Consider the following 23,038-nt stretch of genomic DNA (forward strand, 5'->3'; position numbering starts at 1 on the left):
CCTCTTAACCTGAATAGTGGTTATCTCATGAAAATAACATTGAAACCGATCTGACACCAAAAATGGATATTTTTGTAGTATAATCCATTTGGTTCTGGATCGAAACCATGCACGAAGGAGGAGTGCTATGAAAAAGAAAATGTTCTTTTTGCTACTAGTTATAGTACTCGTTACTTCAGCGGTAATTATGATATGGTTTTCTGGGTTAGAACCTTCCGCATATCAGGTGGAAAATGATAACGATACCAACTCTTCAGGCTTGTATAACAAGGCATCTTCATTACCCAATATCATTGAAATCATGAATGAAGAAGCAACCCTACAATTACCTCTTAACGACGTCCCAGAGTATAAGCGCTACCTGATGAACGAACAGGACTTCCAAACTGAAATAGATCGTACACAATTGGAGGTATTGGAGGTGCCTTCTTCGGAAACATATTCGATGCTGAAGTATGGCTGTGGAACCAAAGCCTGCTCTACCCTTTTCGTGAAAATTGATGGTAGAGAGACCCATAGCTTGCCGATGCCTGAGGGCATTTTACAAGATTATAAACTTTCCTCTGACTATCAGCAGGTGTTAATTCGATATGCTTATGATGAAGGCGGTCTGGTTAAGAGACAAATCCTTGTTGCCGTGGATCTCAAAAAATTAGAAATCATCCCATATGCATCAACTGATTTGGAAGAAGCATTCATGTTGAAACCGACTTGGCCCATCATCTCTTATGAATGGATAGACAATAACCATTTCACGATTGAAACAGCAGCATTAGAAACAAGTGAATATAACGTACTTAAAGACTGGTTTGATTCCAATGATCGTGAAACGAGGAAGGTAACCATTCGGTTAAATTCATTGGATTAATTTTAGCTATTTAGATGAGAGGGGCATGGATTTGAAAAAAGAAATAGCTTCATTGATATTGTTGAGTGCAGTTCTTTTTGGAGGATGCCAATCAGATTCGTTAGTTTCTATACAGCAGGAACGGGTTGTGTCTCCCATCATGCAGGTAACTAAGAAGCCGAAACAAGAAACAAATTCAAAATTGAAATTAATCGGATCTTCTAAGGATGAACAAGTAAAACTTTATGCAATTAAAGAAACGAAAGATGCAATTGAAAGAGTAACTCTAGATATAAATGGGCGCGCAAAAGATTTTGATTGGAGCATTTCTCAACATTCGGGAACGGAGCCGCAGTTATTTTATACCGATCTTACCGGTGATGGTAAGGAAGAGGCTGTAATAATCTTTCAGACTGGCCGAGGGACAGGCTTGGATAACTATGAAATTCATGTCGTTAACTCCGATAACTTATCTGAAATTAAAGTACAGCGTTATGAGGATATTGTTGCTGAGCATATTGAATCGCGTGTTTCTAAAAATGGTGATGGTACATTAGCGATTACAGTGATTTCACAAGGACAAGAAAAAAACTTCAATTATGATTATGATCCGGCACCAGACTACCATCAAGATGAGCTTGCTTTCGGCGGTGTTGTTATTTATACATTGGATAATCACAAAATAAAATTAAGTCTTCCCGGCTCTGTTGGTATATCTCCTACATATGTGTGTGACTTCAATATCACGTATACCTTCGATAAAGCCGACAACGAATTTATCGTTGATCAGATTGAAGTTAAACCTGTTGAAGTAAGATAAAATGTCTTCAAAAAGCGCTTACAAACTTTCAATTCTACCCTACCTTTTACGAAACGAAGCTGAGATAATGGGAGAGTAAACGGGCATGAATTAATCCCTATATCGTCCATCATGCACCCACAATAGAAAAATAAATGCTGCATATCCATAGGAGGATTATCAATGACTACACAACCACTGGAACTGATCCAATCCACTTCAGGCCAAGCGTTGCTTGTCCAAATGTACGGTCAGCAACAACTAGAAGAACAGACAGCACGTTACACAAAGCTCAATGAATCATTCGAACAGTATTTTGGCGTACAAGAGGGCAGCAAATTGTTCAGCGCGGCTGGACGTAGCGAAATTGGGGGCAACCACACGGATCATAACCATGGTAAGGTGCTGGCGGGCAGTATTACGCTGGATACGATAGCGGTGGCTGCGCCAACGACGGAATCGGTGATTACCTTTTATTCAGAAGGCTATGACCAGAAATATGTAATCGATCTCACGGATCTGGCACCGAAGGGGGAAGACGACGGCACTACGGCGTTGATTCGTGGTATGGCTGCGGGATTTGAGAAGTTCGGATACAAAGTGGGCGGCTTCCAGGCGTACATCTCCAGTAACGTGTTCTCGGCGTCCGGGCTGAGCTCGTCGGCATCGTTCGAGATGCTGATTTGTACGATTCTGAATCATTTCTACAACGATGGATCACTGGATGTGGTGGTCATGTCCAAGATTGGTCAGTATGCGGAGAATCAATATTGGAACAAACCTTCCGGTCTGCTGGATCAGATGGCTTGTGCCTATGGTGGACTGATTGCGATTGATTTTGAGAACCCGGCCGAGCCTGTAATTGAGTCTGTAAAATGGGATTTCCAACAAAACGGTTACTCCTTGGTCATTGTAAACACAGGTGGGAATCACGCGGATCTGACGGAGGATTACGCTGCTGTACCATATGAGATGAGAGCGGTTGCTAAAGCGTTGGGCAGCGAATATGTCCGAGAAATTACGGCCGAGGCGATTTATGCCAATCTCAAACAGGTACGTGAAGCAGCGGGGGATCGTGCGGTACTGCGTGCGTTGCATTTCTTGGAGGAAAACAATCGGGTGGATGGTCAGGTACAGGCCTTGCGGGAAGGGCGTTTTGCTGATTTCCTGAATCTGATTACGGCATCCGGGAATTCTTCCTGGAAGTGGCTCCAGAATGTATACCAGAGCGGCTCGGTGAAGGAACAGGAGATTGGTATCGCACTGGCGTTAACTGAAAAATATCTGCAAAAGCTGGGTGATGGCGCTTGCCGTATTCACGGCGGTGGATTTGCAGGGGTCATTCTGACGATTCTTCCCAACGAAAAGGTTGAGGAGTATATGTCCTGGATGCACGGCATGCTGGATACGCCAATTATTGTGGTTAATGTGCGTACGCAGGGTGCGGTATGTTTGAATAAATGGCTAGATCGTTGTTAAACTAGATGTATGAAGTTATACGAATTTAACAGTCTTTATAAATGCATAAATGTGCATTGCTATGGGTATGTAAAATCTATAATATGGATCAAAAGTGAAGAACAGCCTCCTGAAACAAGACTATTTGGGGGTTGTTCTTTTTCTTTGTGTCGAAAATTGTAATTAAATGTAGAACATTAAAAAAATAGATGATATCTCTTTATAGATAACTTGATGGTATAGAAGTGATTTTTGTTTTTATATGTAGAAAAATGACAAAATATAGAGTATAGTAAAGGGATAATTTAACTATTTTTTTCTATGAATTGGGATGTAAAGACGATTGTTGGATTTTTCTAGTTTATAAAGGAAATTGAAGTGAAATGAATCTAGTAACGGAGGATATAGAATGAGCTCATTCAGAAATTGGCTTAACTCGACGAAACAGGGTCTTGAGGACCAGGTTAAACGATTCAAGAACAAGGATTTTATGGACGCTGTAGTTGCAGGTTGCGCTTTAGTTGCTTTCGCAGATGGAACCATCGATGCTTCGGAAAAGAACAAGATGGCGGGATACATAAACTTAAGTCAGGAATTGAAAGTGTTTGATATGGCTGTTGTCATTGAACGCTTCAACCATTATGTGAATAATTTTGAGTTTTCCCCCGAGATTGGGAAGCAGGAAGCTTTGAAAGCGATTGCCAAGTTTAAGTCTAAGCCGGAAGTTGGTCGTGTCATTGTGGGTGTATGTAGTGCCATTGGTTCTGCTGATGGCAACTTCGATGATCAAGAGCGTAGAGTCGTAGCTGAAATTTGCACTGTTCTTGGGTTGAACCCCGGTGAATTCAGCTTGTAACTCAATAAACAACTCAAACTGAAAGGGGGTGAATATCAGTGGCTGGTATTAATTTGGTTAAGGGACAAAAAATTGATCTAACCAAGGGTAAAGCAGGATTAACTCAAGTCATAGCTGGTTTGGGTTGGGACCCAGTAGCCTCCAAAGGATTTTTCGGAAGAAAAAAGCAGGCCAATATTGATTGTGATGCTTCGGCTCTGCTGTTGGATGAGAATGGGAAGTTAACGAAGGAAACCAATCTGGTTTGTTTTCATAACAAGCAAAGCTTGTGTAGATCTGTAGTTCATTCAGGAGATAATCTAACTGGCGAAGGTGAAGGGGACGATGAGCAAATCAAAATAAACCTCTCCTCCGTACCTGTCGATGTTCATAAAATTCTTATCGTCGTTAACATTTATGATTGCGTGAATCGCAAACAGGATTTTGGGATGATTGAGCGTGCATATATCCGCATTTTGGATGGAGGCAACTCACAGGAATTAGTAAAGTTTAATCTATCCGATAGTTATGCAGGTATGACAGCCCTCATCTGTGGCGAATTGTATCGACATGGTGCAGAGTGGAAATTCTCTGCAATCGGTGAAGGTGCTCATGCGGTACATATCGATGAGCTCGCTCGTCGCTATACGTAGAAAATAAATGGATTTCCAGAATAAAAGTTTATCTAATTTTATAGCGAAGCGGAGATGAGTAGAATGGCTATCAATCTATCCAAAGGTCAAAAGATCGACTTAACGAAAACTAATCCGGGGTTGGCCAAAATCACTGTAGGTTTGGGTTGGGATACGAACAAATATGATGGCGGTAAGGACTTTGACTTAGATGTATCCGTTTTTTGCACCAATGCGGACGGTAAGGTTGACGGAGAGAAGAATTTTATTTTCTTCAATAACCCGCAAAATGAGAATGGTTCTGTAGTGCATACGGGCGACAATCGTACGGGTGAAGGGGATGGCGATGATGAGCAAGTAAAAATCGATCTGCCTAACGTTCCGGCAAATGTCGAAAAAATTGCTTTTACGATTACGATTTATGAAGCTCAGGAACGTAGCCAGAATTTTGGACAAGTCTCCCGTGCATATGTACGTATCGTAAACGAAGCCAACTCCGAAGAACTGATCCGTTTCGATTTGGGTGAAGACTTCTCTATTGAAACGGGCGTTGTTGTTGGGGAGTTGTATCGTCACAGTGGCGAGTGGAAATTCAGCGCTATCGGTAGTGGTTATCAGGATGGTTTGGTTGGCCTTACGCGTGACTACGGTCTGCAATAGAACTCATTCATTAATTTGTGACCATATAAAAGACAGGGAAGCCGTCGATTTGGCGGTTTTCCTTTTCATTAGGGAAAAGGATTTTCAACATAAAGAAAGGTGGACGAATATATGACAATTAGCTTGGCTAAGGGACAGCGTATTGATTTAACTAAAACGAATCCAGGATTGACACGAGTTGTAGTGGGACTTGGATGGGATACCAATAAATATAGCGGCGGCGTCGACTTTGACTTGGATGCTTCAGCATTTCTGCTTCATGAAGATGGCAAAGCCAAAGGTACAGACGATTTTGTCTTCTACAACAATCCAACGGGTGGTGCAGGTTCTTTAACTCACACGGGGGATAACCGTACAGGCGAGGGAGAAGGCGATGATGAGCAGATCATCGTGGATTTCAGCAAAGTCCCTGCAAATATTACACGAATTGGTATTACAGTAACTATTTATGATTATGAAGCGCGCGCACAAAATTTCGGTCAGGTGTCCAATGCTTTTGTTCGCGTGGTAGACGCATCCAATGAGCGAGAGGTTTTACGTTATGACCTGGGAGAAGACTTCTCGACCGAGACAGCTGTTGTTTTCTGTGAATTTTACCGCTCGGGTACGGATTGGAAGTTCCAGGCGATTGGCAGCGGTTTTGCTGGCGGACTCGCAGCTCTATGCCAAAACTACGGATTGGACGCCCAATAAGCGAAGAAGAAAGGTGAATCTGTTATGGCTGTAACTGTCGTCAAAGGGCAAAAGACGGATCTAACCAAAACCAATCCCGGACTTTCCCGTCTTACGGTTGGCATTGGCTGGGATTCCTCCTCAGCGCTTGAACTTGATACATCTGCATTCCTACTTGGTGTTGGCGGCAAAGTATCGGGTGATGAAGATTTTATCTTTTATAACCAGCCGACAACAGCATTTATTACTTACAAAGACACACCCCAGCAATCCGATAAAAAGCAATTTGATATTGATTTGAGCAAAATCCCTGCTCGCATTGAGAAGATTGCGTTCAGTCTGACCATTTATGAAGGTGAGTCCAGAAACCAAAGCTTTGGGCAGGTTCAGCATACCTATATCCGCTTTGGGAATGCAATTAGCGGACAGGAAGCATTGAGATATGACCTAGCTAGTGGATTTACAGTGGAGACGGCGATCGTCATTGGCGAGCTGTACCGACATAATGGAGAGTGGAAGTTTAATGCGGTGGGTTCCGGTTTTGCTGGAGGGCTGAATGCGCTGTGTGGCAATTTTGGTGTGAGTGTTGAGAATGATGCTTCATCTTCACAGCCTGCTCCCCCCGTACCTCAGTCGCCCGCACCGAAGCCTCCAGCTCCGCCTGCTCAGCCACCTCAACCTAAGATTGAACTGAACCTTAACAAGATTGAGCTGAAGAAAAAGGGCGACACGATCAACCTGAAGAAAAATTCAGGCGGACTTGGGGAGATCCTGATTAATCTCAACTGGAATCAACAGACCAATCGGGGGTTGTTCGGGCGAAACAAGAGTGTGGATCTGGATCTCGGTTGCCTGTTTGAAATGAAAGACGGTAGTAAAGGTGTAATACAGGCCCTGGGAGAATCGTTCGGGTCCCTGAACCGATATCCGTACATTGCTCTGGACGGGGACGACCGGACGGGGTCAGTGAGGACCGGGGAGAATCTACGCATTAATGGTGAACGTATTTCCGATATCAAGCGTATACTCGTGTTTACTTACATTTATGAAGGCGTTACGAACTGGTCACAGGCCGATGGGGTCGTAACGATTAACCAGAAAGACGGTCCTGACATTATCGTCCGCATGAATGAATACGGCAGTTCCTTGGGGATGTGTGGGATTGCTATGTTCCAAAACGTGAATGATGAGACGTTCAGTATCGAGAGAATTGTCCAGTTCTACAAAGGACATCGAGCTCTGGATGAAGCCCATGGGTGGGGTATGCGCTGGACTGCCGGCAGTAAATAACAATTTGAGTTAGCGGAGGCTGCCTTTTCATGTTAAGCGATTTTTTCAAAAGTATTAGCGAGAACTATGGTCATTTTTTCTCTTGGACTGAGATTGTGGCTACACTCTCTGACCCTGTAAGTTGGGGGATTATTGGCAGCTTGATCTTGCTGGAAGGGCTTCTATCTGCAGATAATGCTTTGGTACTGGCTGTTATGGTTAAACATTTGCCTAAAGAACAGCAGAAGCGGGCGTTGTTTTATGGTATTTTAGGAGCTTATATTTTCAGGTTTATTGCCATCGGACTAGGGACATTCCTCGTCAAGATCACCTTAATCAAAGTGCTCGGAGCATTGTACCTCTTGTATATCGCCTACAAAGGACTATTTAAGTCTCAGGCAGAGGAGAATCAGGAAGGTAAGCAATATTCCTTCTGGAAAACCGTGCTTATGGTCGAGTTAATGGATATTGCCTTCAGTATTGACAGTGTTATTGCCGCGTTTGGTATTAGTGAGCAGATTTGGGTACTTTTCCTCGGAGGTATTATCGGGGTGCTCATGATGCGTGGTGTCGCACAGATTTTCCTTAAACTCATTGACAAGTTTCCTGAACTGGAAAAAGCAGCATTTATCCTTATTGCTATTATTTCTGTGAAAATGATGCTGAGTGCTTTTGGATTCCATATCTCAAACGTTATCTTCTTCTCATTACTGATTGCTGTATTTGCTGGAGCCATGCTTCTCAGTTCAGCAAGAAGAAAAAAAGAAAACAAAGGTCAAGCCTAACCATTTTGTCACATTTGCCACCAATCCCTCCGCATCTCGGAGGGATTGGTTTTTATACCCCGACAGCAATCATTTCATGATGCAGACTGACTCTAAGTCAGAAGTGCAAGGAGGAGAATAACCTGAAATATTTTAGTTTTTTAAATTCAGAGGAGGAAGAAGCACTGTTTTTTTCTTCGCCCGTATCGTTTAGTCACCGGACCTCCAAAGAAATACTGGCATACGCTGTTGGGGCTGCTTTGTACATGCCAGCCACCCGTCCGCATATTGCAGACGATATTATGAACGGTAAACATGAAGGACTCACAACCATCATTATTGATTTGGAAGATGCTGTAGGAGATGAGCAAGTCGAATTTGCGGAACAATGTCTGGCCCAGCAACTTACACTTGTAGCAGAGTACATGGACACGGGAATGTTGTCATCGAACAGATTGCCCTTGCTTTTTGTCCGGGTGAGATCCCCGAAGCAGTTGGAACATCTTTTTGAAATATTAGGAGAGCGAATGTCCTTGTTGACAGGTGTTGCTTTGCCAAAGTTCGACTGTGAAAATGGACGTGCTTATTTGCAACTTGTTCACGAATATAATCAGCAGAAAGATAGCGCACATCCGATCCTATACGCCATGCCAATTTTGGAGACGGCGGAAGTAATTTATCGAGAGACACGCTGGGATACATTGCTCCAGTTGAAGCAGATCGTAGATGAGCACGCACAGTATGTGTTAAACATTCGAATCGGAGCGACGGATTTCTCAAGCCTCTTTGGACTGAGAAGAAGTCCGGAACTTACCATTTATGATATTGCAACCATACGTGATTGCATTTCCGACATCATCAATTTGTATGGACGCATAGACAATGGATATGTGATATCCGGTCCGGTCTGGGAATATTTTAGCCAGCGTGAACGAGTATTCAAGCCGCAATTAAGACAGACGCCATTCGAGGAATCACTGGGTAAGACAGGTCGGAATCTCAGAATGAAATATATTACGAACTCTATGGATGGATTAATGCGTGAAGTCATGATGGACAAGGAGAACGGCATTGTGGGAAAAACGATCATTCATCCGACACATATCAAGCCGGTTCAGGCGATGTATGTCGTCACGCATGAAGAATTCATGGATGCACAGGGTATTGTAGCCCGTAACGACGGAAGTCTAGGCGTTTTCAAGAGCACATATACCAACAAAATGAACGAAATCAAGCCGCACTTGAGTTGGGCTAAACGAATTTTAATCCGATCACAAATATATGGGGTGTTACATGAACAGCAGCATTTTGTCGGGCTCCTGCCCAAACACGAACAAACTTACGTTTCCTATTCTTGATCAGTTCAATGTCACTATTGAGGCTACTCACAATCCTCTGGAGATCCCATTGGAGAATCTGTTCTCCATGGCGGCCCGTTTGAATAAAAAAAGATCATTTCTCTTTGTTAGTAAGTTGCTTGGCAAGCATATTGCCGTCAATCCCTATACCTCGCTGTTAAGCGGCGCTGCCTTAGCTATTCTTCTGTTTGAAGATCTAAGTCACGGAGAAGACAAGCGTATTTCGGAATGGAAACAACGAATGGTTAGCGGATTGATAGATCCGGATCAAGCCCGTGAGGTTTATGAGTATTTAATGAATGTTGAGATGACCTTGCCTGAAGAGGTGAAATTCGTCGGTTTCGCTGAGACAGCCACCGCTCTGGGGCACAGCATGTACGAGCTGTTCACTGCTCGTGCAACGTATATTCATTCCACAAGAGAGTACCTGCCTGAAATGGAACCGGATATTCAATTCGAGGAGGAGCATTCTCATGCGATGTCTCATCGCTGTTATGCTCTGGATTCCGAATCACTCGCAGAGGGTGGACCTCTTGTTCTTGTGGATGACGAGATTACAACAGGCAATACCACATTGAACATTATTCGGGATATCCAGCGCACTTATCCACGTAAACAATACTATATCGCTTCTTTACTAGATTGGCGCACAGATGCTGATGAGCAGAGATTCTCTGCACTGGAAAATGAACTTGGAATAACAATCATTCCATTAAGTTTGTTAAAAGGAAAAATTAAGGTAATGGGTGAACCATCCATCAATGCTTCTACAGAGAAACTAGCAAATGAATCCACATCGTTGATATGTGTTATGTCTGTAGCAGGTGAACTGGAGCCATGGGCCGCTGTATCTGCGGATTCGGAGGGGAATCGCTGGTCGGCTCCTTATCTTCGGTATACAGGACGATTCGGAATTCATTCAAGTCATAATGCTGGTCTGGGTTCGGGCATTTCTAGGATCGCAGCCATTTTGCGGGGGAAAAGGAAGGGTCAGCGTACCCTTGTCATGGGTACAGGGGAGTTTATGCATATTCCGATGCGAATTGCAGCTGAGATGGGCGACGGGGTTATGTACCAGTCCACGACTCGGAGTCCAATCCATACGGTAAATCGCTCAGGATATGCGGTTACTGCAGGGGAAGGATACGCTTCTCCAGAAGATCCAACTGTCCGGAATTATATCTACAATGTATCTCCAGGGCAATATGATGAGATTTTTGTACTGATGGAACGACATATGTCCGAAGAACGCATGCAGCCCATGCTGGATGTATTGTCACAACTCGGATGTAAGCAAATATACGTGGTGTACTGCGGTGTTCCACAGGAGGACTGAGAATACAAGCTATGAATCTATCTACAATTGAAAGTATGATCAAGCGCAAGATTAAACCACCTGAGCCACTGGGCAGTTATGACCCATCCGATGTTGTTTTTTTGCTAAAGGATTTAAGTAACATTCATTTGGAAAAAGAGACCGGAGAGCGTGAACACGCCATTCAGTCGGGTGTGCATTACTCGGAAATGCTACCCGTTGAGTATCACCCTACGGATGAATATATTGAGTTGTTCCATGATACATTAGCGCAATCGGCGGAGAAGGTAGCCATGGCTGCGGCCACGGTAGCAGAGATGATCGTGCGCAAGAGGGGAATGGATACCGTTCTGATCTCACTCGCTCGTGCCGGAACGCCAATTGGCATTCTGGTCAAACGTTATATTTCCATGAAATACAATGTGGATATGCCTCATTACAGTATTTCCATTATCCGCGGAAAAGGGATTGATGAGAACGCCATTCTATATATTTGGCAACAGCATGGAGTGGGTGCACCGATTCAATTTATCGATGGTTGGACGGGTAAGGGAGCTATTCGGAATGTGCTTGTGGAAGCTTGTGAAAGCCTGAATGAACGTTATGGCATCCAATTGGATGATGATCTTGCGGTGTTGGCTGATCCGGGGCAATGCTCGGCAACCTATGGCACCCGAGAAGATTATTTGATCCCAAGCGCATGTCTGAACTCGACAGTTTCGGGTCTGATGAGCCGGACCGTACTACGAGATGACCTTATTGGGCCAGATGACTTCCATGGGGCCAAGTGGTATAAGGAATGGGCTTCTTCAGATCTATCGACTGTTTTTGTGGACAAGGTGGCAGGTTATTTCTCCAAGGTAGAACAAGAGGCATCACTCCAAGCAGATGAAGCGTTGTCTCATCCCTCAGAAGTGACTTGGCAGGGAATGGAGGATATCAAATCCATCCAACATGCATTTGATATACAAGACGTAAATCTGATCAAGCCGGGGATTGGAGAGACTACACGCGTACTATTGCGGCGTGTACCTTGGAAGATTCTAATAGATCGCCCAAACAACCCTAATTTGAAACATATTATGCTGCTCGCAGAAGACCGAGGGGTTCCCGTTGAAGTGTTCCCCGGATTGAGCTATTCATGCTGCGGCATTATTCAATCTGTAAGGGGGGGCAGCGAATGATCTATGCAAGTGATCTGGATCAGACGCTGATCTATTCCCGCCGTTCAATGGGCGTCTCCGATGATGCCTCAGGAATAGCTCCAGTCGAATGGATCCGCGGAGAATTATCATCCTTTATGTCAGACGAAGCATTAAATCGGCTCAAAGCCCTTCCCGAAGATATCATTTTTATGCCTGTTACTACACGAACAGTAGAGCAGTACCAGCGCATTCAGATTTTTCAGCAAGACGTAATTCCGGCATATGCGGTAACTAGTAATGGGGGGAATATTCTGATTGCGGGGGAAGTGGACCAATCCTGGAATGGTTATGTCCGTTCTCAACTTCAACAGCATTCGGCTGAAGCAGTTGAGGTGAGACAGATGTTTGGCGATGTGCTAAATAGCGACTGGGTCGCGGGGGAGCGACTCTGTGATGAGTTGTTTTTTGCCTTTGTGATTCACCGTGATCGTATGCCAATAGAGCAAGTCACAGAGAAGATTCAGGCTTTGGAGTCGCTAGGATGGGAGGCCTCAATTCAAGGTCGCAAGCTCTACCTTGTTCCTTCTGGAGTGAACAAGAGAGCTGCAGTAGAATACGTTCGACATCAGATCGGAAATGTGCCTGTTATTGCTTCAGGAGATTCTCTACTGGACCGTTGTCTACTCGACTTCGCAGATTATGCTATTGCTCCACGTCATGGTGAACTTTACCGGGAAAAACAGCGGAATCCCGAGTTGATCCCTTACCGATTTACCGAAAAATCCGGTATATTTGCCGCCGACGAGATATTGGAATATGTCTGTTCTACACATCAAGTTGCGATAGGAGATGCTGTCTCATGAAAAAGACCCGTATTTATTTTAATCGTTGGTTTTCGGTGGCGTATCATTATATGAATCTGATTCGAAACAACGAAGATGGTTTAGAATTCGAGATCTACGGCACGCATTCCGATCCTAACAACATGGCGCTTCAGGGTTGTGACCATGCTGAGGTGGAGCCGAAAGTTACGGGAAGAGAGTATGTTGATTTCTGTCTAGATTTTTGCAGTAGACATCAGATCGATGTGTTTATTCCACGTCTCCATATGCTGGACATTAGCAAGCATGTTGACCTCTTTGAAGAGATCGGAACCAAAGTCTTGGTTTGCACGGATACGGAATTACTGGAGCAATTGATGGAGAAGGACCGTTTCTATGAATCCGTGCGTCAATTGGGAATTCTGAGCATCCCGGATTATTTCACCGTTTGCAACGCATCACAGTTCAAACAGGCTTATGACACACTCTCCGACTCTGGGCATGAGGTGTGTTTCAAACCATGTAACGGAGAAGGTGGGATGGGATTCAGGGTGATCGATAACAGTCGCAATCCGCTAGAGGAGTTGTTCGGGCATACCCAGAACCGTATCTCTTTTGAGGATGCATTCCGTGCATTTTCTTCCGTGGAATCCTTTCCCAATATTATGGTCATGGAACGCCTCGAAGGTTATGAATACAGTATTGATTGTCTAGCCGACAGCGAGGGGAAACTACTGGCGGCTGTCCCTCGCTGCAAAGCAGGTGGGCGTTTAAGAAGGCTTGAAGAGCATACTGAACTATTGAAAGTTGCCAGTGATGTCGCTGCTGCTTATCGTATTCCGTATAACTTCAACATCCAGATGAAGTATCGCAAGGAGACCCCGAAACTTCTGGAGATCAATCCACGAATGTCTGGAGGATTACACGTATCCTGTCTATCGGGAATCAATTTCCCTTATCTGGCTGTGAAGCTGGCTCTGGGATATGAGGTGGGGCCTCTTTATCCTCAATACGGTATACTGGGAAGTCATGTAGAACAGCCACTGATTATGGATGCGCAGAAGGTTAGGAACCATTAAAGATTAGTTTCCAAACATTGACACCTTCTGACTAGTTTTTTTACAATACGATTATATAGATGACCTTGAGAGTTACACAGAAACGAAGTGATCAAGTGTAGTCTTCATTTGTTCATTGTATACCATGTGTTGTTAAAGGCAGGAGGATAAAGGATGTTACGCAAAACAAAAATTGGACTGGGAGCTCTGATTGGTTATGTTTTAGCAGCCGTAAGCAGTCCCTTTGTTCCTGAATTTGTATCATGGGCGATTCCTGCTCTCGCTACAATGGTGGGCGCATTGATTCCATCACAGCAACGACAGCAACAAATTGAAACATCAAGTGCTACCCAACGGTCCGTTAAAGGTCAAGGTCATGGTGGAGAATTGGAGAGAACCACCCATGAGCAGTCTATCGTTCCACGCACGGATGAAAGATCCGATAAGATAGTACAGTCAATGGTACCGGGACATCAGCAGGATCAGCTCGAGCAGGACCCCGTTTTTGGACCTGTCATTGAATATCTCGAAGTGTTGGAAGATATGGTAATCTCTGAGGGACAAAAAAATGAACTGGACAATGAAATTGTCGAGAAGTCTTTAGCTCTATTTGCCAGATTACAGCGAGTCATTCCGGCACTAAAAGAGTTAAACAACGGTGATATTAACCATACGATGCGCAGATTGATTTTGAAAGATCTGAATGGTTTTATTAATCCATTTCTCCGTTTGAGTGGAGAAGCAAAGCGCACAAATCGTCGAATGTTGCTAAATGGCCTCAAGGATGTAGATTCCAAGATTTCAGAGATTGTATCCACGATCGAGCATAAAGATTTATTGGAGCTTCAGAACAAAGCAGAGCTTATTCATCAAAGGTATAATAGCTCCGAATTATAGGAGGCATGGTTGAGTATGGCAACGGAATATGTTCAATTAAAACAGGATGACCAGCAGCGGATTAACCAGGAGGCAACTCAATTGATTCAGAAGGTATCGCAGAGTGATGTGGTTCATCTGGATACTCTAATGGATGATATAGGAAAGCTGGGTGTAAGAACTCAGGAAAAGGCCGGTCAAACGCTAAAAATGCTGGATCGTCCTGTAAATGATCTAATGTCCGGCAACCGGGCTGAAGTGTCGAGCATGATATTGAAATTGCGTGATGAGTGTGAAAGTCTGCAACAGAGCAAAAACGTCAGCTTTGTTGGGCGTTTACTCCGAAAAAGTCCTTTGAAGAACTATGTATATCGTTATCAATCTGTTCGAACCAACATTGACAGTATTATCAACGGGTTACGTGACGGGAAGGACAATCTGGAAGAGAGTATCGTTAATATGCGTCAGCTGAAACGGTCCTCTATCCAAGAGATTTACAACCTGCAGACGAAGATTGCTTTCGGTAATCAGCTTAAAGGGTTGTTTGAGGCAGAGATTAGCAAGCCAGAAAATGAGAACCGTAAAGCACATCTGGAGCGCGGATTACGTAAAGTTGTTACACGTACACAATCTATGAGCGAGATGATCATGTTGTATAATCAGGCGATTGCGGCGACAGATATTATTAATGACAACAATGACAAACTCATTGATTCCGTGAATAATGCCATAGACAAAACCGCTAATCTGATTACGGTATCTGCCATGATTGCTATGGCATTAAATGATCAGGAGAAGGTCATTTCTGCTGTGGAAGCTACGAACAAGACGATTGAAGATCAGTTCAAGGAAAATGCGAAATTGCTTCGTACCACAACCGAGAAGACCAATGAGTTGTTATCCAAACCGTCTATGTCTATTGAGTCCGTCAATCAGGCGATCGGGGACTTGATGTCAGCGCTTGATCTGTCTGAACAGTCCAATCGTCGTATTATTGAGAGTTGCAATGACTATACGACCAAGATGACTGCACTAAACGCAGGTATGAGTGAGAGATTGGGACTGGAGGCTCCGAAGGCTGCAGCCATTCAGGGTAAAAGTCAACCTGATGCCAATTCATTGAGCTCTTATTTGGATTAATTAATTTTTTGTGAAGCAGAGACGCCGCGGCGTCTCTTTTTGCATTCATAGCATAGATTTATAGTAAAGCCTCACGCTACTATGGAAATTTGGTTTATAAGGATATTTACCCGGGAATAATAAGCATACATTGAACTCTCCTGCATACAATCTGGTAAGTACAGAATGATGCATTTTTCATAGAAAAGGGGTAGATTTATGCTTACGTTCGTTATTATCGGTATTGCTAGTGTGTTAATCATTGTCGCCAGTAGCGAGAAAGCTGAGTCAATTGCGGAGTTGAATGACCGTTAATCTTCTGTATTTTTTCAAGAGCGTTTGATAGAATGAAGGTAAACTTTGGAAGTGTGTGAAGGAGCTTACTCAACATGCTGGAATTTTCATTCGAGATTATTGATGAGACTAAGATTAATATTCAGTACAAATACGGCAATCAGTTTTTTAATTTTAATCTGTTTTTGTTCAATGGAAATTGGACATTGCATCCATTTGATGGCATTCTTATTGAAAATCGGGAGATGTGCAGCCTAATTGTAGCCGACCTTTTGAAGAACAAGGATTTTCACGTCATGCTTGCAAAAGAAAAGATTATGCTTTCTCAATTGCGTACTACCGTAAACCTTCAGCCGGAAGATCCAGAAGAGTTCGGAATAAATCATCGAATTGATGATCGGTCATACCAGGAAGATGATGGTCTGATGAGTTACATAGAAAATCATAGTTTTGAAGAGATCCTCCAGCTGGAGCAGCAGCAGATCCATGCAAGAGTGGAGTTTTTTCAGCAAATTATTCAGAGAATGTTTATGGAAGGTATTGGACCAGAAGATGCTGATTTTGGCAAGGTTCAATCGATTATTCGGATTTACAAGGATACGTTCGATAGGCTGGGGAATATCAATGATACCAATATGGGCGATTACAATAGTAAAAGATGGTAAAGTTATGGATTTGATGATATTTTGATGAGAGGTTGAATTAAAGATTGATAAAGAAGGGATTCCGATCTCTTCTTTTTTTAATTTTCACGCCCAATTTATTCATTACTATAGCGTTAACGAAAGAAGGAAAGCCCAATGATTATAACAATATATGAATTGCATCATGCCTGCCCGGGATTTTTGTTGCGTCCGAGTCGATCTGTTAAGAAAACATGTATAGGGAGCAAGTAGGATCTAAAATAAACACCAATAAAAAGTAAAACTCTTCATGTCGTTTACGTGTTTATTGGTTAGTAGATAAAAGGTATCTACAGGATAAGACGATGTGTTGTTTGGAGTTATATCAAGTACGTATATGTTTACATGGGAAGGAGAGAAGGCGATGAGTAGAGCCGCTGTACTGGATACGGAAGAGGAGCAATTGTATGATGAATTGCGACGTATGCTTGAAGAAGTGGAAGAGACGGATCAGCGGAAAAGGGAATTGAATCGTATGATCAGACAACTCAAGTTTACAAAATGGTGGAAAGAACGTCTGGTCAGAAGTGACGCGTCTTCGCAGAACATAAAACCTGCTAGGCTATGGATCATGCTGGCGACAGGGGCATTGACACCAGTGGTGGTATTTACCATTTTCATATGGGTATCGTTATGGGTTGAATGATGAAGTAATCTATCGGGTAACTTCCTCCAATCGATAAATTTGATTTAATGTTAGGCGATAATAGCAAGCGCTGGATCAGAAAGTAATTTCCGATCTAGCGCTCATTTGTTTTTTTACTGGTGTGCAGGTAGGTCAATGAGTCACACGGATGTCCTTTTCCGAATCCTCAACCTTCTTAGTCATATACTGGTGATACTCGCGAAAACTGCTGATGTGATGCAATGAATCGGAATTCTCAGACTGGATCTTAATTTTACCGTCCTGAGGCAGTTTTTTCATCTCAGCAACCACTTGTTTCGAGCCTTGAATATCTCCTGCCATTTCCTGGATTCGTTGTAACAGCGTTGGATGGCCCTCATGTTGCAACATTTCAGCGAGAGGTCTCATTTCCTCCAGCTTCTGGCTTGACCGCTCAAGTGTGGTCATTACTTTGTCTTCATCCATGCTCGCATTCAGCGAAACCATGCGATGAATATGATCCTTTTCCATCCGTTCCAGCGCTTCCAGATGGGAAGCCTCCAGTCGTTTGGGATCGTTCCAGCTCTCGGTTTGAACGGTATCCTTCTGCTCCGAAGTATGGTTCGTATTGGCATTGCCACAGCCCCATAACAGAGTCGAGCAAGTTAACACCGTTCCAACGGCGATGATGCTTTTTAACCTCATGTTGTCACTCCTTCAATAATTTCCTTATGGTAGTATGAGCCGTAAAATGGTAATTATGCATACAAACCAATGGATCAGAAGGTCCAACTTTTTAGCATGGGTATTGTTTATAGAGTAAAAGGGTTGTTTGTTACAAAGGGGGAAGCTTATGAGACTGTACACTAACAACATTTGGAAATGGAGCACGACGCTGTTGTATCCACTGCTAATATTCTTAGTTTGGAGCTGGATGGTTCCACTTCAAATGTGGTATCTGTTAACCATTTCCATTGTGTTTTGTTTTCTGTGGAGCGGGGTGAAGGAGTTGTTTATCTCTACCGGACTGACCTGCCTTGTTGCCATCCCGTGCTGGTGGTACTTCATTGAGCTTCCCAAACCATCGTTTGGTGCAGAGAATTTTGCCGCTCATCTGGTGATGATTGTGCCGCTTTTTATATTTGTGGTGCTACTGCCACAGACCCTGATTTTGACCACACGTATGCGAATAATGGAGTACTATAGGCAGAATGGAAAATAGTCTGATAGACGGTCGCTGCATAGGGTAAATACGATAATTTAACATCATTAATGACTTCCTAACCTGTATGGTTGGAGGTCTTTTTATTAATCAGTAAGGAATAAACTATTTATATTTCCATATCCATCCTGTAAAATCTTCTGATAAGGTTATTCAAGTTGGGAGATTACGTTCAGGCAATCAGGAGGGCATATGAGCAAGAGAAAAAATGAGAAGTTATACAATTATTTATTATTATTTTTGATTTTATATGGAGTTACTTTGTTTATTTGGCCTATGGCTCTTTTTGGACTTGGTATGTCCTTATCGGCACCGTATCCACACACATATGATACTTCCCGTGATCTAATGGGTAAAATTCTTTTCACCTATCCTTTGGGTGTATTATTCGCGATTTTTTATTGTGGGATTAGTTACGAGAACGGGCGATATAAAGCCCCTTACTGGGTCGTTCATGTTCCATTACTTTGGCCTGTTTCATGGATCGTAGTTGAATATTTAGGATTAAAATTTAGCTTTTAAAGAAAAGAAAGGTTGCATTTGCATACATCCCTGGACAACGAAGATTAGATGATCTGACGAATGTTATGAAACGTTTCAACCCCTACACAAAGTAATCGCAGCATCAAACCAAACAATCCCCTATCCGTTTCATACGGCAGGGGATTTGTTATGGCTACACTTTCCTACGGAATTTACCCGTATATGGAATCGTAATATGAATGTCCAGCTTCTGAATGGAATCTTCCGTCAAGATCATCTTTGTGCCGTTGTTGGACAGCTTGCGCCACAGGCTTGGATTTTTGCGATAAACCTTCTCCTGAAGTCCATAGACATCGACCCCACGTTTCAGACCTTCACGATACGTTTGCAAGATTTGCTCCCGCAATGTCTTCTCGCTGAATTGGACCATCTCGTCATAGGAAACAGGGGTGAGATATTCATACAAGGCGGTCAGGTATTTGGCATCGATGTTGAAATGAACCTCATTCCCACGAATGACAGGCACAATTTTGACGTTGGGCAAACCAACGCTGAGCGCGCCATAGATGGTTCCTTCGTTTTCAATAATCAATGGCGCACGCCGCATATCCTTAAGTAACCAATGAAATCCAGGAATTGTGCTATGGGGCAAATATTCAAATTTATCCCCGGTTCTTTCAAAAAAAGCACCGTCAATCATAAACAGTTCATAATTTTTTTTGTTCTGAGACCAGTGCTCCTTGTTCAAGGTGATGCAAGGCAGATAAGTTGTCGTGGACGCATCATTATGGGTGGCAATGAGTTTGAAACTAAGCACTGGAGGAAACAGCGATTCTTCCAGGAATGAGGGAAGAGGGTTATGCAGAATACTGTCCAGCGGCGACATATTGTATATGGACGTGGCGCTCAGAATATTTTCCAATGGATCGCGAGTGCCGTATACCCAAGTTGTATAACGTGATTCAGGGAAACGTCCAAGCATGTCGAACACTTCCGTAATATGCTTGCTTGTCAGGACATTTTCGGCCATGACAATGGCCGTCACATGGCCCCAAGCGATATGGAGCTGGGAACTTCGGAACAGTTCGTTTACCGCCAGATTCAATGTTCTCCCCGATGCATGTCCAACCCATACGGGTGGAGCTTCCGCAGTTTTGGTTGAATTTTCGCTCTTGGCTACACTGGCAAAGTCCATGCTTTGAACATACATGTGATACATCCCGTCCTTGTAATCGATCCCGATCGCTTTGGCATAGTCCACCTGTTGGATCTCATAGGCACTCCAGCACCCGCTGGTCACAAAACAAAGAGAGAGACTTAGCAGTCCTAGCAACCATCGTTGTACAAGCCGCTTCATCGCTCATTCCCTTCTTTGCGCGGCTCCTGCGTTTCCAAATAGACAGGTCTGCGTTTCATCCATCCTTTCGGAAGTTTGAACAACGAGGCCAGCGCCTGTTTGAAATTAAGCGGACTGAGCGGGGTCAGATAAGGAATACCGAACGATTTCAGATCGGTCAGATAGATCAGGAACAGGATAATGGACAGAATGAACCCATAGATGCCAAGGGATGCCCCCAGTACAAAACAGAAAAAACGCAGAATCAGAACAGAACTGGTCATAACCTGATTCACAATCGTTGCTCCGGCCACTACGGTTACGGCAATGACGACAATCATGAGCGGGGAAACCATGCCTGCACGGATGGCGGAATCCCCAATAATCAATCCGCCAACAACGGTCAGCGTCTGACCAATAGCGCTGGGAAGCCTCACCCCTGCTTCCCGGAATAGCTCCATCAGAAGCATAATGAGAAACATTTCCACACCAGACTCCATAGGTAAACCCATGCGCCCAACCGAAATCGTGGCTACGAGCGGAAAGGGTAGCTGGTCCATGTGAAAAGAAGTCAGCGCAATATAGAAACCAGGCAAGAACACGGTTATTAATAGCCCGATAAAACGCAGCATACGGCCCACATTCACCGGAAGAAACGGGAAGCTGGCATCCTCAGGGGATTTGAGAAGCAGAAACAAATTGACGGGTCCGATGATGACGCTGGGATTGCCATCCACGATAATGACGAAACGTCCGTTCAGAAGACATTCCGCCGCAAAATCAGGTCTGCCCGTGTAGTGGGTTACCGGAAACAATGTGACTTTGGAAGGGGACAATAATTCCTCCAGTTCATTGGCGGTCATAATGCGTTCGATATCGATTTTGCGCAGCCTATTCTTCACATCATCAATCAGCTCAGGATTGGCAATGTCCTTAATATACATCAGGGCGACTTTGGTCACGGAGCGAGAACCGATTAATTCAATGTTACAGGCTAATTCGGCCGTACGCAGGCGTGTACGAATTAACGCAATATTGACTGATAGTCGTTCGATAAAGCCATCTCGTGCCCCGCGGATCGATACTTCCGTAGTGGATTCATCCGGCGACCGTGTAGGAATGTTGGATATATCTATGCTCCACATCTTCTGGATGGAAGGAATGCAGATGAGCATGTGTCCCTCAAACACCCGTAAGGACATGAGTTCCTTTCCCAACGGATTGTTCTGTATGTCTATACTTGTCCATTGCAGGGTAATGGACTTCTCGATATCCGATGCACGAACAAAGTGAGTACTCTCGTACGTTCGCGTCAATTCGGGAAGAATAATATCATATATGGATTTGCTGTCGACCATACCGCTGCAATACACGATGACAATCTGCTGCGGAGACTCCCCAATCATATGGCTGCTGATGATCACATCGTCTGAACCTGTAAAAAACGTCGTCAGATTATGCTCATTGATTCGGAATGGTTCAGCCAGATGGGGGTTCTTCTTTGGTGTGGTTGTGAGCGGCATGGGCGGGAGCCTCCTTGTCTTTTTTGTGTATGAATGCGGCGAGGGTTAACAGGATTGTTACCGTGGATACATAGGTCAGCATCACGGGGAATTGAATATGGTTTACATAATAGTCAACGTAATCAATTCTCCACCACTGTACAGCTATGCCACACATGATGAAGGTGACAATTAGAACGGCAACGTACCTTTTCTTGGGTCTGTGAAAATCGAGCAGATCGACGATAAGATAGATGGAGATCGCCACTCTGGCAAATGAACCGCTTAGCCATTGATAGATGGACAAGAAGTCCACGTGCTGGAGCAATTTTCCTATATTCACCAGCTTCCATTGCTCATAGGGGCTATTTCGCTGTTTTGCTGCTTCCTCCGGACCGAACTCAACGATGGCTCCCAGCGTTGGACCAATCGCCATACTGAGCATGAATAACCCGAGCAGCAGAAGATGCCACCAGCGAATTTTACTTTTGATATCGTGTTGGAACAGCATCAAGATCCAGATTTCCATCAGTCCAGCAAGTGAATAGATCATGCCCCTTAGGACAGGACCGGCACCGTATTCCATGATGGGAAACAACTGACTATAGTCCTTGTATTTTATGTTGGCTGACATCACGAAATATCCAAGCAGGATCACGAACGGAAGCAGAAGACTTGAAGTCATGGCAATGGAACGGATACCTTTGGCAGCCGCCCAGGCAGCAACCAGTGCTCCCACGCCTGCGAGCACATAGGGTGGGGTGAATTGCAGATAGGTGGATACCGTCCAGTTTGTTGTTTCATATAAGGTATGTGATCCAAGTGCAAGCAGCATGAGTGAGGCAGTGATACGGAAAATCCATGAAGGAATTGCGCCAAATTCCCGCGTGATCCAGTCCGTCAAACGCTGTCCGCGTACCCGCCGGATAATAACGAACATCATACATAGAAATAACAAAAAGAAGGGAGCAGCAGCGACTACGGATAGCCAGCCGTCTCTGCCTGCATAATCCAGAATCGCTGGAATGGACAGAACATGGCACACGAGGCCTGCACTTAACAAAATGATGGAAAAGGACAGCCATATCGTGATTTCTCCCTTTTCACGGCTCATGGGGATCCTCCTTTCCGTTCAAGGAAGTTTCCGTTAGGTTGTACAGGAAATGGATTTTCGATTCCTATTTTATTTTTTTGAACAATAGAAGACGAAACAAGATAGACGGAAGAGACAGAAAGCATTAACATACAGATATAGCAAGTTTAGAAGACAAGCTCCAAACGAAGTA

The 23,038-nt window shown here is 43.9% G+C and carries 24 protein-coding genes; 20 read left to right on the plus strand and 4 right to left on the minus strand.

Going from position 1 to position 23,038, the window contains the following annotated elements:
- Positions 1-127 precede the first annotated feature (127 nt).
- The 18 genes from BLS14_RS15760 (at position 128) to BLS14_RS15845 (ending at position 17,251) form a co-directional block, all read left to right on the plus strand.
- Positions 128-868: a hypothetical protein gene (locus tag BLS14_RS15760; protein ID WP_090952819.1), complete on the plus strand. Its 741-nt coding sequence runs from the start codon at positions 128-130 to the stop codon at positions 866-868.
- Between the two features lie 25 nt (positions 869-893).
- Positions 894-1,667, plus strand: coding sequence for a hypothetical protein (locus BLS14_RS15765; RefSeq protein WP_371121643.1), 774 nt, complete (start codon positions 894-896; stop codon positions 1,665-1,667).
- 162 nt (positions 1,668-1,829) lie between these two features.
- Positions 1,830-3,125, plus strand: coding sequence for a galactokinase (locus BLS14_RS15770; RefSeq protein WP_090952820.1), 1,296 nt, complete (start codon positions 1,830-1,832; stop codon positions 3,123-3,125).
- A gap of 388 nt (positions 3,126-3,513) precedes the next feature.
- On the plus strand, positions 3,514-3,960 hold the full coding sequence (locus BLS14_RS15775) for a tellurite resistance TerB family protein (RefSeq protein ID WP_090952822.1): 447 nt from the start codon (positions 3,514-3,516) through the stop codon (positions 3,958-3,960).
- A gap of 38 nt (positions 3,961-3,998) precedes the next feature.
- Entirely contained in the window at positions 3,999-4,592 is a 594-nt protein-coding gene (locus tag BLS14_RS15780; protein WP_090952824.1) for a TerD family protein, read from the plus strand.
- 63 nt (positions 4,593-4,655) lie between these two features.
- Entirely contained in the window at positions 4,656-5,231 is a 576-nt protein-coding gene (locus BLS14_RS15785) for a TerD family protein (protein WP_090952826.1), read from the plus strand.
- A gap of 111 nt (positions 5,232-5,342) precedes the next feature.
- Complete coding sequence (locus BLS14_RS15790; RefSeq protein ID WP_090952828.1) at positions 5,343-5,924, plus strand: TerD family protein; 582 nt, start codon at positions 5,343-5,345, stop codon at positions 5,922-5,924.
- Between the two features lie 24 nt (positions 5,925-5,948).
- Complete coding sequence (locus tag BLS14_RS15795; protein ID WP_090952830.1) at positions 5,949-7,193, plus strand: TerD family protein; 1,245 nt, start codon at positions 5,949-5,951, stop codon at positions 7,191-7,193.
- Between the two features lie 29 nt (positions 7,194-7,222).
- Entirely contained in the window at positions 7,223-7,957 is a 735-nt protein-coding gene (locus tag BLS14_RS15800; RefSeq protein ID WP_076290336.1) for a TerC family protein, read from the plus strand.
- 122 nt (positions 7,958-8,079) lie between these two features.
- Complete coding sequence (locus BLS14_RS15805) at positions 8,080-9,294, plus strand: HpcH/HpaI aldolase/citrate lyase family protein (RefSeq protein ID WP_176854606.1); 1,215 nt, start codon at positions 8,080-8,082, stop codon at positions 9,292-9,294.
- Positions 9,230-10,630, plus strand: a complete 1,401-nt coding sequence (locus BLS14_RS15810) for a phosphoribosyltransferase family protein (RefSeq protein WP_090952834.1) — start codon at positions 9,230-9,232, stop codon at positions 10,628-10,630. The genes BLS14_RS15805 and BLS14_RS15810 overlap by 65 nt, the downstream gene beginning before the upstream one ends.
- A gap of 11 nt (positions 10,631-10,641) precedes the next feature.
- The gene (locus tag BLS14_RS15815) at positions 10,642-11,793 is read left to right on the plus strand and encodes a cysteine protease StiP family protein (protein WP_090952836.1); all 1,152 of its coding nucleotides are present in this window, start codon (positions 10,642-10,644) and stop codon (positions 11,791-11,793) included.
- Positions 11,790-12,617, plus strand: coding sequence for an HAD family hydrolase (locus tag BLS14_RS15820; RefSeq protein WP_090952838.1), 828 nt, complete (start codon positions 11,790-11,792; stop codon positions 12,615-12,617). Before BLS14_RS15815 ends, BLS14_RS15820 begins: the two co-directional genes overlap by 4 nt.
- The gene (locus tag BLS14_RS15825) at positions 12,614-13,654 is read left to right on the plus strand and encodes an ATP-grasp domain-containing protein (protein ID WP_090952840.1); all 1,041 of its coding nucleotides are present in this window, start codon (positions 12,614-12,616) and stop codon (positions 13,652-13,654) included. The genes BLS14_RS15820 and BLS14_RS15825 overlap by 4 nt, the downstream gene beginning before the upstream one ends.
- Positions 13,655-13,807: 153 nt before the next feature.
- Positions 13,808-14,530 (plus strand): hypothetical protein, encoded by a 723-nt coding sequence (locus BLS14_RS15830; RefSeq protein WP_090952842.1) that lies wholly within the window; start codon positions 13,808-13,810, stop codon positions 14,528-14,530.
- Positions 14,531-14,545: 15 nt separating this feature from the next.
- Positions 14,546-15,649, plus strand: coding sequence for a toxic anion resistance protein (locus tag BLS14_RS15835; RefSeq protein WP_090952843.1), 1,104 nt, complete (start codon positions 14,546-14,548; stop codon positions 15,647-15,649).
- 368 nt (positions 15,650-16,017) lie between these two features.
- Positions 16,018-16,587 carry a hypothetical protein gene (locus BLS14_RS15840; RefSeq protein ID WP_090952845.1) on the plus strand — a complete coding sequence of 190 codons (570 nt, stop codon included), beginning with the start codon at positions 16,018-16,020 and terminating at the stop codon, positions 16,585-16,587.
- Positions 16,588-16,969: 382 nt separating this feature from the next.
- The gene (locus BLS14_RS15845; RefSeq protein WP_076290328.1) at positions 16,970-17,251 is read left to right on the plus strand and encodes a hypothetical protein; all 282 of its coding nucleotides are present in this window, start codon (positions 16,970-16,972) and stop codon (positions 17,249-17,251) included.
- Between the two features lie 132 nt (positions 17,252-17,383).
- Here the strand turns inward: BLS14_RS15845 and BLS14_RS15850 are convergent, their stop codons facing one another.
- Positions 17,384-17,914 (minus strand): hypothetical protein, encoded by a 531-nt coding sequence (locus BLS14_RS15850; RefSeq protein ID WP_090952847.1) that lies wholly within the window; start codon positions 17,912-17,914, stop codon positions 17,384-17,386.
- Positions 17,915-18,062: 148 nt separating this feature from the next.
- On the opposite strand from BLS14_RS15850, the gene BLS14_RS15855 reads away from it, so the two are divergent.
- Together BLS14_RS15855 and BLS14_RS15860 are read left to right on the plus strand one after the other, a co-directional pair.
- Positions 18,063-18,431 carry a hypothetical protein gene (locus tag BLS14_RS15855; RefSeq protein WP_090807760.1) on the plus strand — a complete coding sequence of 123 codons (369 nt, stop codon included), beginning with the start codon at positions 18,063-18,065 and terminating at the stop codon, positions 18,429-18,431.
- A 192-nt stretch (positions 18,432-18,623) separates the two neighbouring features.
- Positions 18,624-18,953, plus strand: coding sequence for a hypothetical protein (locus tag BLS14_RS15860; RefSeq protein WP_063565967.1), 330 nt, complete (start codon positions 18,624-18,626; stop codon positions 18,951-18,953).
- Positions 18,954-19,107: 154 nt separating this feature from the next.
- Here BLS14_RS15860 and BLS14_RS15865 read toward each other — a convergent pair whose 3' ends face one another.
- The 3 genes from BLS14_RS15865 to BLS14_RS15875 are packed head-to-tail and all read right to left on the minus strand — an operon-like array spanning position 19,108 to position 22,866.
- Positions 19,108-20,271 (minus strand): Ger(x)C family spore germination protein, encoded by a 1,164-nt coding sequence (locus tag BLS14_RS15865; protein ID WP_090952849.1) that lies wholly within the window; start codon positions 20,269-20,271, stop codon positions 19,108-19,110.
- The gene (locus BLS14_RS15870) at positions 20,268-21,773 is read right to left on the minus strand and encodes a spore germination protein (RefSeq protein ID WP_090952850.1); all 1,506 of its coding nucleotides are present in this window, start codon (positions 21,771-21,773) and stop codon (positions 20,268-20,270) included. Before BLS14_RS15870 ends, BLS14_RS15865 begins: the two co-directional genes overlap by 4 nt.
- Positions 21,730-22,866, minus strand: a complete 1,137-nt coding sequence (locus BLS14_RS15875) for a GerAB/ArcD/ProY family transporter (RefSeq protein WP_090952852.1) — start codon at positions 22,864-22,866, stop codon at positions 21,730-21,732. The genes BLS14_RS15870 and BLS14_RS15875 overlap by 44 nt, the downstream gene beginning before the upstream one ends.
- Between the last annotated feature and the right edge of the window lie 172 nt (positions 22,867-23,038).

The organism is Paenibacillus sp. OK060 (assembly GCF_900101205.1).
GTDB classification, from domain to species: Bacteria; Bacillota; Bacilli; order Paenibacillales; family Paenibacillaceae; genus Paenibacillus; species Paenibacillus marchantiae.